At 48.2% G+C, this 11,601-nt stretch carries 6 protein-coding genes; all 6 read right to left on the reverse strand.

What is annotated here, in order from left to right; all coding sequences use genetic code 11:
* Positions 1-59: 59 nt before the first annotated feature.
* On the reverse strand, positions 60-1,844 hold the full coding sequence (locus CUS_RS07035) for an Rqc2 family fibronectin-binding protein (protein ID WP_002848722.1): 1,785 nt from the start codon (positions 1,842-1,844) through the stop codon (positions 60-62).
* Positions 1,845-2,300: 456 nt separating this feature from the next.
* Positions 2,301-4,676 carry a glycoside hydrolase family 127 protein gene (locus CUS_RS07040; RefSeq protein WP_002848750.1) on the reverse strand — a complete coding sequence of 792 codons (2,376 nt, stop codon included), beginning with the start codon at positions 4,674-4,676 and terminating at the stop codon, positions 2,301-2,303.
* A gap of 276 nt (positions 4,677-4,952) precedes the next feature.
* A complete protein-coding gene (locus tag CUS_RS07045; RefSeq protein WP_002848873.1) occupies positions 4,953-7,013 on the reverse strand; it encodes a zinc-ribbon domain-containing protein in 2,061 nt (686 codons plus the stop codon).
* A 296-nt stretch (positions 7,014-7,309) separates the two neighbouring features.
* Complete coding sequence (locus tag CUS_RS07050; RefSeq protein WP_002848848.1) at positions 7,310-8,068, reverse strand: phosphotransferase family protein; 759 nt, start codon at positions 8,066-8,068, stop codon at positions 7,310-7,312.
* A gap of 928 nt (positions 8,069-8,996) precedes the next feature.
* Positions 8,997-10,115, reverse strand: a complete 1,119-nt coding sequence (locus CUS_RS07055; protein WP_002848737.1) for a phosphonoacetaldehyde reductase — start codon at positions 10,113-10,115, stop codon at positions 8,997-8,999.
* Positions 10,116-10,573: 458 nt separating this feature from the next.
* On the reverse strand, positions 10,574-10,906 hold the full coding sequence (locus CUS_RS07060; RefSeq protein WP_002848835.1) for a DUF1292 domain-containing protein: 333 nt from the start codon (positions 10,904-10,906) through the stop codon (positions 10,574-10,576).
* Positions 10,907-11,601 lie beyond the last annotated feature (695 nt).

Here is an 11,601-nt window from a genome sequence, read left to right on the forward strand (position 1 = left end):
ATAACAAGAAACATTTATTGAGAGGTTTTCTTTTCCTGCCGCAGGCGGGATAGCCATAATCATGAATTATGAATTAACGACATGACCAGTTCTTCATCGGGCTTTACGGTTATGGTGTAGTTGTGGGTGAATATCACCATGCCGGGTTTTGAACCCGCAGGCTTCTTCACGAATTTGATGAAAGTGTAGTCAACATCGGCGCGGGAAGATGTCTTTGCCTTTGAGTAGTACGCCGCTATGACCGCCGCTTCTTCGATGGTGCGGTCGGGCGGGAGTTCATCGGGGGTGAACTTTGCCGCTTCGCCCCTGTCAGGACAGCTTATCACCACATGACAGCCTGTTATCTCCTTAGCGTGCAGCCATACATCGGTCTTTTTCGACTCCTTGCAGGTCAGACGGTCGTTCTGCGCATTGTTCCTGCCTACCCTTATCTCGTAGCCGTCACTTGATGTGAACTTCATCGGCGGCAGAGCCTTCGGCGGCTTGCCTTTCTGCCTGCTTCGGCTGATGTAGCCCTGTTCGGTCAGTTCTTGCCTGAGCGCCGCGATATCACCCTCAGTGCGGGCGCGTGTGAGGGCATCAAGCACCGTGTCGAGGTACTTCGCTTCTTCCTCACCTTTTGCTATAAGTTCTTTCAGAACTTTCTCGGCGGTGTCCAGCTTGCGGTATTCCTTGAAATACTTCTGCGCGTTCTGCACAGGTGTCAGCCGCTTGTCCAGCTTGACAGTGACTTCGTTCTGTGCTTCATCGTAGAAGTTTATGAGCTTAGCTTCGGTCATGCCCTTTTCCAGCGCGTAGAGATTTGCTGTGATAAGGTCGCCGTACTGTTTCAGCTGTTCGCGCTTTGCACAGTCTTTCAGTTCAAGCTGTTGATTTTTCACCCTCGATTCGGTGCGGTCGATGGTGTTCGCGAGAAGCCTGAAAAGGTCCTGCGCTTTCTGTTTGGTGCGTGAAAGCGTATCGCGTTCGGCATAGAAGAAATCGAGTAACTGCGATGGGCTGTCAAAATGCTTTGTCACCATCAGCCCGCCGTACTGGTCTATGTTGCAGAAGCAGAAATCTTTCAGTTCGCCGCCTGTGGTCTTGAGTACCGTGTATCTGTTCTCGCCGCTGTCAAACTGTGCGCGTATCTTCTTGATGAAAAACCACAGCCTGTCGCGGTGGTCGTCAGTCATATCGCCCACGATGACCTCAGCGGAATGCGACACAAAGAACGCGCATTCCCGCGCAAATACAGGGGAAATGCCCTGCAAGGTCTTCATTATGCCCTTTGACAGTTCCAGTTTCGGGAATTCTGAGAGTTTCTCCTCAAATTCTTCACGCCCGCACTCGGTCAGTGAAAGTCTGTCATCACTTTCGGGCAGAGTGTATTTCACACCGGGCAGTACAGGCGTTTCGGAAGTTTCAGACGATATGCGCTTGATGCTGTCGATTATCTTTCCGTCTGCATCGGTCAGCATAAGGTTGGCACGCCTGCCCATAAGTTCCACCGTGACGGTCAGCCGCACTATGTCGCCCAACTCGTTTGAAGCATCGAAATCCAGCATGATAACACGCTCAAATGCGGGCTGACGAATATCCACCAGCTTTGCCGATGACAGATGCTTGCGCATAAGCATGCAGAACATCGGCGGCTGTTTCGGATTTTCTATCTCCGCCGTTGTGAGGTGCAGTCTTGCAGTGCCCGCAACCGTGTTTATCAGAAGTTTCTTTATGCCGTCAAAAGTGCGCACCGCTATCAGCAGTTCGCCTTTAGATGGCTGATGTATCTTGTCAACGCGCCCGCCTATCAGTGGGAGCAGTTCTTTTCTTATCTCGCTTAAAAATACGCCGTCCAGCGCCATATCATCACCTGCTTAAAAAAGATAACTTTATTATACCACGACTTTCCCAAAAAGTAAAGCAAAATGTGTTGGGTGAAGGCACAGCACGTTCATGTGTCCCTGTCCGCACAGAAGGAGTGGATAGAAACGCGGTCACAGCCATTTCGCACCATCAGCAATATAATTTATGACTCCCAATTTTGATGTGTATTGCTGATGATACAAAACCAAATTGGGATATTTATGACTATCCCTTTAGCACATCACTGCAAAATACCTTTATCAATGAGGAAAAACTGAGTTGATGTTATCTTTCCCCCGCCGCAGGCGGGGGAAAGATAACCGCCAACTGTATTCAATTCCAGATATAACATCGTTTATTTTGGTGTGTCAGCGGGATAACCACGATATAATTTATATCACAGCAAAAAGAGCGGGAAAAACTCCCGCTCTCGTATATCGTGTTCATGCACGTTTTCAGCCCTTGCGCACAGTGTACAGGAAAGTACACAGCCTTGCCGATGCGCCGCCCTCTATGCCGCTGAATTCAAATGTGAGCGCCTTGCCGCTGATGCCGTTGGCGCTGACATTTTCGGCATACCTGTTCACTATATCGGCAGGTATCGGTATCTCGACCTGATATTCTTCGTCATCGCCGTCATAGTCAAGCACCTTGCTGTATATCTCACAGCCGCCCGCCTTTATGACGATGCCCCTGCCGCTGTCAGATTTCGCAAAAGCCGCCAGCAGGGAAGTTTCGGCGCTGTCGTCCACCAGCATCCTGTAAGAGAAACTGCCGCCCGCGTTGGCACAGCGCGAAGTGCCGCTGTCTGTCACGCCTGTTGAGCCGTTTCCGTATTCTGCCATCTGATGCAGTTCATCGTTCTCATACTGCCCGTAACCCGTCTGAACGGTGTCCAGCAGGTCTTTGGGCTGACTGCCGTCCGCGTCCTGTTGAGCACCTTTCTCCAAAAACTGCCAGTAGATACCGTAGCGCTGTTTGTACTGTGAGTAGTGGGGGAGGAAAGTCAGTTCGGCATCTGTGTGCTTTAAGGCGAATTCCAGCCTGTTTCCGACGCGCACAAGGTTCTCGGTGATGTTCTCTATAAATTCGCTGACAGTGCCGTCTGCAATATGTATCTTCTCACTGCCGCTCGGCACGTAGGTAGTTTCTATCCTGCTGTACTGCGGTATCGTGACTTCTATGCCTGTCATAGTGTCGGTCATCTCGGCGGTGCCCAGCCTTGCACTCAGCACGATGGGACCGTATCTGAAACCGTAGGTGTTCTTATTGTCGGGCAGGCTGTGCGCCCTTACCTCCATCGGGAGTTTTATCTCCACCACCGAGCCGTCAGCGATGCCGCTTACTTCTGCATAGCCGCCGTTTATATCTGCATCGTATGCCTTGCCGTCAACGGTTATAACGGCATCGCCTGCCAGCCAGTCGGGGAGTCTTAATTTCAGCGATATGCCGCCCTTGCCGTGTATCATGAACTTTGCAGTGTCGCTGTTCGGTATATCGGTCATTTGCTCGACTTTCACGCCCTTTTCCGACCATTCTGCCGATGAACTTATATACTGGTTGACGATAAGCGCATTTCCCTCAGTGAAATATATGCTGTCGCCCAGCTTTGTGAAATTCTCCATGCCCGAACCTGTACAGCACCAGAACTTTGTGTAAGGGGTGCTGTACACCTTGAAATAGCCCGAAGCCATCGGCTGGAAATAGGTACTCATGCCCGTTTCGGGGTTCTGTGAGGAAAGTATGGCGTTTATGAAAGTGTTCTCGTAATAGTCGGCGTACTTCTTTTCACCTGTTATCTCAAACAGCAGGCGGGAGAGTTTCAACATGTTGTAGGTGTTGCATGTTTCGCAGTTGGCGTTTGTGCGCTCGGCATCGAGCACATAGTCACAGCCGAAATGTTCCCACTCGCTGTTGCCGCCTGTTATGTAGCTGTGCTTTTGCACCACCATATCCCAGAAGCGTTCTGCATATCCCAGATACCTACCCGCATCGACAGTTTCACCGTTCACCGTTCTGCCGTCAAGTATCGCATAGCGTTTCAGCGCACCGAGAAACTTCGGTATGGTGGTGTTGGCGTGCTTGTTGTTGAGGGCATTCTCGGTGCCTGCATATACATTCTCGAAGAGCGGTACTTCATCGAAACAGTGCGCCGCTATCGCGTGTTCTTCCTTGCCTGTCACGGCATAGAGTTCATACAGGCAGTCGTTCATGCCGCCGTATTCTATGCCCAGAACAGTGCGCTGTGTTTCTTCCGACCATCTGCTGACCCTGCGGTACACCCAGTCGCCCAAGCGTGAAGCAACTGTTTTCGCATTCTCATAGCCTGTCAGCCTATAGATGTCTATCGCGCCCGCCAGTATCTTGTGGAGCGTGTAATAAGGCACCCACGCCTGCGTCATTATGTTGGAAAGGTTCTTTTCCACATTGTCGAACTGCGCTTCAACGTTGTTTTTGTCTATTATCTTTGCGCCGAATATGAACCCTGTTCCCAGTGCTTGCTGACATTCTTTAAGACCGTCTGTCGTGGTGACAGCCAGCTTGTACAGCGCATCTCTGCGGGAGTCGCCCTCTTGCAGTGAAGCGTAAGCCTGCGCAACAGCCGTCATGTAGTGACCCACACAATGCCCGCCGATGAGGTCGTCCTCCCAGCCTGAATATCGCACCGCGCCGCGCATATCAAGCCCCGCAGTTTCACGGAAGCCTGCCAGCAGTCTGTCAGTGTCAAAACTCAGCAGATAGGCTATCTCCTTGTTGAAAGCGTTGGCGCAGTATTCATCTGTCACTGTCACCTGTCCCATCGGAAGCGGTCGTATCTTAGTGTGTACCATCGTTATATCAGCTCCGTTATTGTAAATATTTTGTCTTATGAAAGCAGGTGCGCCGCGTATAACTGTCAGTATCGGAACATATCATTGCTGTCTGTTTATCGCACGATGTCCTGCTACAGCGTTTAGTATACCACACTCACGCCCCGATTGCAAGGGGGCATCGTCAAAATTGTACGTACTATTCTTACAAGTATTTTCACCCCTGTGCGGACAATTTGCACAATACAACTTACAAAAAAATCCCCCCGAAATATCGGGGGGATAGTGATATCAGGTTTAAGAAGCCTTCTCGGTCTCCTCAGCAGGCTTTTCCTCCTCCTTAGCGGCGGTGGTAGTTTCCTCCTTAGAGTCCTCGTCCTTCTTCTCTTCGTCCTTCTTGTCCTCTTCCTTAGCGGTAGTGGTGGATTCCTCAGCCTTAGACTCTTCTTCCTTAGCGGTGGTAGTCGTGGTAGTGGTTTCCTCAGGCTTAGGCTCTTCGGGAGCTGATGAACCTGAGCTGCCGCTCTTGGTAACGGTGTAGCCTTCCTTGCCTACAACTTCCTTGTTGAAGTCGTTCATAGTGCCGTAGAGAGCGTACCTTACATCGTCCCAGCTGCTGCTCTGGTAGAACTTGCCGTCAGCAGTCAGCACGTTTTCGAGGTAGATAACTGCGAACAGTGAGCCTGTGCTTTCCTCTTCGTCATCGGTCTTTACCTTTATCTCGTACAGACCGTAAACTCTGTTAACGTAGTCGCTCACGTTGTTGTAGTTGTTCTTGGAAGTGAATGCGACATAAACATCCTTCAGCACCATGCTGTCTACCTTTTCTACCTTGCCCTTGTAGTTTACGTTGGTAGCGTAGCTCAGCCAGCTTGCGCTGTTGCCCTGAAGTCTTGTCTTGATCTCGGTTTCTTCATCGCTGATGAGATCCTTTAAGTCAGCGCTCTCGTAAGCTGCCTTTGCGGTGTCGGCAGTTACGTATGCGGGCATGGTGTCCTCAACGGTGAATTCCTTTACAACGTAGCCGTCTTCGTCCATCTCGCCCTTGATCTTGTAGCCCTCAGACTTAAGGCTGTAGCTGTAAGCCTTGACTTTGAACTTGTCGCCCGCCTTAAGGCTGTCGTTGTTTTCCAGATAGAAGTTTACATTGTCAACGACCAGCTTATCCATGTTGTCGTTGTCGATATCCTTTACCTTAAGGAAAGGAGTACCCCTGTCATATACGAATTTGATGTTCTCGAATACATCGATCTCTTTCAGTTCGGTAAGACCTGTAACTTCGATATCCTTTTTCAGGACATCCTTGCTCTTGATGACATAGCACTTGCCATCGCTCTCAAAATAGAAAGCATCGCCTGCGGGCTTAAGGTCATATATCTCACAGGTAACGGTGATCTTGTCGCCGTTTGAAAGACTTGAGGTGTAGTCGTAGTTGTAGTAGAGATCATCGGGGGTATCAGCTGTGCTGTCTATCGACACACTGCCCTCGCCGTCAAGACCGCTGAATTCGACAGTGAAGTACTTCTCATCGAACGGATCAAAGTCGATGCCCTCTTCAAGGTTCTTGACTTCCAGTGTGAACTCGGTGTTGGTCAGCTTGATCTTGTTATCTTTGAGGTAATCTTCATCATATTCGATGGTTACCTTTACCTTGTCGCCGTTTTTGAGGTTCTTGTCCTTGTCGAACTTAGCCTTGATAAGGTACTTATCATTAGGGTTGGTCTTCAGCAGAGCCTTTCTCATCGAGATGATATCGCTGGTGTCCTTAGCTTTTGTCCATGTCTTTTCGAGCACTTTGGGGTCAACTGACAGGAAAGGTGAAACTTCCTTTTCATCAGTAACGTCCAGGTCGTCAAGCAGTTCTTTCATCTCTTTGCTCGAACCCTTAAGATTGCTCTTAATTGCAAGCGCTTTGTCGCTCTCCTTATAAACGTCGTTAGAATAAGCGTTCAGGTCGCCTGTAACAGTACCGTAGCTGTTCAGACCCTCGAACTTGAACTCGAACAGTTCCTTAGCATCTACCTTCTGGTACTTGGTGACATTTACTATAATGATTATAGCAACGATTATCGCCACAAGTGCTGCCAGCGGTATCAGCGCCATCTTGGGATTTTTCTTGATCTTCTCGATCAGCGGGTTAGGCTTCTTCGGCACAGCTGCCGCAGCCTGCTGGAAGTTGTTGTACTGCTGCGTCTGACCGTAGTTGGCACCGTTGTTCTGGTAAGCGCCTGCCTGCGGATCCATACCTCCTACAGCAGCCTGAGCCGCATCAGCAGCGTCAGCCACTACAGCGCCGCAGCCGCCGCAGAACTTCATGCCATCCTCGATCTGTGCGCCGCATATTGCACAAATTCTCATAACACAGTTCCTCCTGTTTCTTCATATATTCGGGCGTTGAACCCTTGTGTGCGTACATTGTGAAATACCTTAAAAATTTAAACATAAATGTACATACTAAGTATAAAACATTAAAAACCTTTTGTCAAGGGTACACCCAACATTTTGCGCTATAGCACAAAACGCTCAGTAAAAGCGCATTTTATTTGAGCATTTTCAATATTTAAGAAAAAAGCCTGTTGTTATTCAGCGACGCAGCATACGCAAAAAAGCGGAAGACCGCAGTCCTCCGCTTTGAAAACGTATTTGCGCGCGTATCAGGAATAGTCCACAACGTCGATCCAGCGCATGAGCAGATCCTTTTCTTCTTCTCTGCCCTTTATCAGCTGAGCGGCAGCCACGATCGGCAGCCATGCCTGAACATACTGCTTTGAAGTACCGCTCTTTAGGCAGTACTTGTCGAGGTAAGCGTCAGCAGTATCGGGATTATTGAGGCAGAAGAGCAGGTAAGTCCTTGCAACATCGGCAGAAGCGTTGCCCTGTCTTGCGGCAGACCAGTTGATGACATAAGTGCCCTCATCATTGATGATGACATTCTTTGGTGCGAAGTTGCCGTGACAGAGTTTGATGTGTTTTGGCATCGAGTCCAGTCTGGTCAGCAGTTCGTACTTCTTTATCTCGTCAATGGCGGCGAGCGATTTTATCTGCCTTGCCATCTTGTCTTTCAGCTTGGAGAGCAGGGGCATGTACTGAGCATGTATCTCCATCTGAATGTCGATGAACTGGTTGAGGTAGGTTTCCATCTTATCGGGATTTTCGTCCATTAACTGCTGTAGGGTCTTGCCCTTGATGAAGTCGAAGGAGATAGCCCACTTGCCGTCAACTACAGAAACTTCATGCAGTATAGGTGTTTTGATGAAAGAATTGACCATAGTGGTCTCGCACCTTGCATGAGTCAGCGCTGCGTAAAGGCATTTCTCCTTATACTCGGGTTTATTGTAAACGTTGATAGACTTGCCGTCGCACTCATAGATGTCATAGATGTCGCCGTGAGCGATGAAATTTTTCAGTTCCATAGATATTCTCCTTTTCTATATGGTAAATTAACTAGTGAATTCCATAAATCTTTTGGAATGTCTATATTATACTACAAAACTTTGCAAATTGCAAGCCCTTTTCGTGATTTTCACAAATGTTAAGTATATATTCATAATATATAGTACATCCATTCACAAGTTAGAACCTATTATAGCGACATTCTATAAAAGCAGGCTAATTTCGTTGTGCAAAATGCTGTGGCTTATATGGAATGTGTCGGCATGACTCCCGCCACATGATAACATCAATGCTGTGCAGAAGATGGTTTGCCGTTCTGCCAAAGGTGAATGCAGTTCTGACGGTGTTTGTCAAGCCGACACAACCGTGTGTGCCAATACTCCTTGACATGCTTTTATTTGGAGTGCGCCCCACCCGCCCGCCCACCGGGTTTTGTGCCCTGAATTATTGACCGGCACATTCGCGTGCGCCTCCGCCGAAAACGCTGTCGCGCTAACTTTTCGCCGGCAATTCGCCGCCGGCATAAAGAAAGGGCGCAGACAAGAGTATCGTCCGCGCTCTATTATTTGCGAATTGCCCGCATTTGGGTCGGAAGATCTGTTGTTCTTATCCGACTTCTGGGCTTTTGTTTTGCTTTGCTCAACTATAGCAATCCGCCTTAAAATTCAGACAAAATCCAGTCACAAAACCCATAAATCCCAGCTCTTGCGACTGGATTTTGTGAATTTAAAAAGTTGGATTGCTATAATTTTTGGCGTTGCTTGTGGACTGCTTCACCTATTGAGGGCACTGCCCTCAAACTCCCGCAAGCCCTCCGGCGGCGGGCTTGACCGACCGCTTTGACTCACGCACCGATTTGTGTTTTTGCACAGCTTTGTCTGCGGCAAAGCTCCTGCTAGAACGGAATTATTTCGGTCATGTCAAAAATTATGAATTATGAATTATGAATTATGAATTATGAATTGTACAAAGCATGTTTTTGTAAAGGGAGTATATGCTCTCTTTGGTGAGTTCTATCGGGTGATTTTTCAAACGTTCGGTATTGACTGAACCCGAAAGCATTTCAAGTTCTTCCTCAGTGGCTTTCGGTGTATCAAGCCCCAGACTGTCATAAAAGGCAGAAAATTTCTCAGCCGCCGCCGCAGGTGAGTGACAGCCCATAACTTCGGCAAGGTCGTCAAAAGTCTTTTCAAGGTAGGACTGCCCGCGCGGATCTATACAAAGCGCAGTATTTTCAACCATAAAGGGGAACAGCGCCCTCACGCACAGCGCCGCCGCGTGTCCGTGTGCCAGACCGTAATGAGTGGTCAGCTTATAGCACATGGCATGCCCCGCAGTGGTGGCGGTGATATTTATCGCCTGACCTGCCAGATTTGCCGCCCTCAGCATGTCAGCCCTGCCTTGCTCGGTGTTGTCAAGGTACGCCTTGCAGGAAGCGAAAAGCAGTCTTATCGCCTGTTCAGCGAAATCCTTGCTCTCATCGGTGGAATGCACCGACCAGTAGGACTCCACCGCATGGCAGAGCGCATCGAGCATAGCTGCTTTTTTGTGGTACACAGGCAGACCGCTCAGCGTATCGGGGTCGAAGACGACTGCTGTCGGTATACAGCTGTAGTCGGTCACAGAAATTTTATTGCCGTTATAGTAGATGATGGCGTAGCGCGTTGCTTCACTGCCAGTGCCTGCGGTCGTGGGAACAGCGAGGAATTCTATATTATTGGGTACTATCTTCTGCGATATGAACTCGGTGCTGTCGTCCATAGTGGCATACATTTTGATGCACTTTGCAGTATCCATAGCCGAGCCGCCGCCCACAGCAGCGACCATGTCACAGCCTTCATCTTTGTAGAGTTTCACACCTGCCAGCACCGAAGTGTAGTCGGGGTTCGGTGTAAAGTCTGAAAACCTCACGACCTTTATGCCTGTGCGCTCTTCAAGACTGCGGAAATATCCGCCTATCTCCAGCCTGTCCATCGATTTTCCGCCGACCAGCAGTATTTTCTCCGCGCCTGCTTCTTTGAAATAAGCGTCCAGCGCTTCGGGCGACTTGTCTATTATCTTCTGCATTTTGTATACCTCATTTCTATATATTGTGTGGGGACTGTCCCACATATTTACATTATATGAACATAAAAACGGGCAGAGAAACTCTACCCGCTTTATCCTAAAAAAATTGCCGCCTTGCCGTCGCATAGAAGATAAACCCGCAAAAATTGCAGGGTGGGTAAGACGACCTTAGAGCCTCATGATCCCTTCGTCCGTTGACCGAACGGCAAATGCGGTTCGGGCGGGAGGTCTTCAATCTTCACCAAGAGTGCGAATCCCTTTTAGTAAGTGTTGGATTTACAATATCTATGCTTGATCGTACAAGGTAGCAATCAAAAGACTTATTTTGTTATCGGAAGCACCGCTTCCTTTATGCTGTCTATATTATACCACATATCACATCGGATTGCAAACGGTAAAATAGACAAAATAGCGAGTATAATATTGTATAAACTAAAATATTGACATCGCGTAAAGGCTTATTCTTCGCCGTCCTCGTCGTCCTCAAAATCGAACATCTCTTCAAGGCGCTCTTCAAAAGCCGCACCAACGCGGTCAAAAAGTTCTTCGTCCTCGATGGAAGCCAGTATCTCCTCACCTGTTTCGGGGTCATACTCAACCTTGAGAATGACCAGCAGTGAAGCCTCATCAAGTATCTTGTCAGCATCATCTTCCTCAAAATAAGGGGTCAGTGCGTAATATCTTTCGTCCTCGAAATCCATGCAGTCCAGCAGTTCAAAAGTCTGCTTGTTGCCCTGTTCGTCCATCAGTTCATAAAGATCGGGGGTGTACTCATTCATCTGCTCGTCCATACCAAGACCTCCTTGATCGTAACAATATGCTTATCCCGCCTGCACAGACCGCATCTTATATATTGTAATAAGGTGACCTGTCTGACAGGGAAGATACCATACCAATATCCCTGTTATCATCTGACCGCAAAAACAGTCAGAAAAACAAAAGCGGCGAAGCCCGTTTTGACCGCCGCAACACATATATTATACAACATTCTCCCCCAGAAGTCAAGTAGCTTTTTCTAAAAAAAGACTATATTTATTTTTGAAATAATTAAATATAAAAAATATTGAAATGTTGAGAAAAACTATTGACAAAGCACAAAAAATGTGGTATAGTATATTCAAGGAAAAGGAAAGCAGATAAAATCAATAAAACGGTGGCGGTGATGAGCCGACAGGCACGTTGTTACCGTTGGGTCTTGATATTAAAGCCGATAGTTCCTTAAATGTGAGATATTCTCGGGTGAGAGTAAAGGTACTGCAAACAGTCCCGTGTGAGAACATGTTTCACCACGCAGTACAGACTCCGCAGGTATCTTAGTTTATGATGAGAGGAGCGAGTCCGATGGATGTAAGCGAAAGCCTTTTGAGTGTTCAGGGCTCGTACATTTCTTGATATAGAGCGGGAACGTGACTCAGACATATGGGCTGACAGTTCTAAACAAAACAGTGTTATCGGGAAAGAAATAAGCGACCCGCAGGGTAGTTTT

The sequence above is a fragment of the Hominimerdicola alba 8 genome (assembly GCF_000178155.2).
Lineage (GTDB): Bacteria > Bacillota > Clostridia > Oscillospirales > Ruminococcaceae > Hominimerdicola > Hominimerdicola alba_C.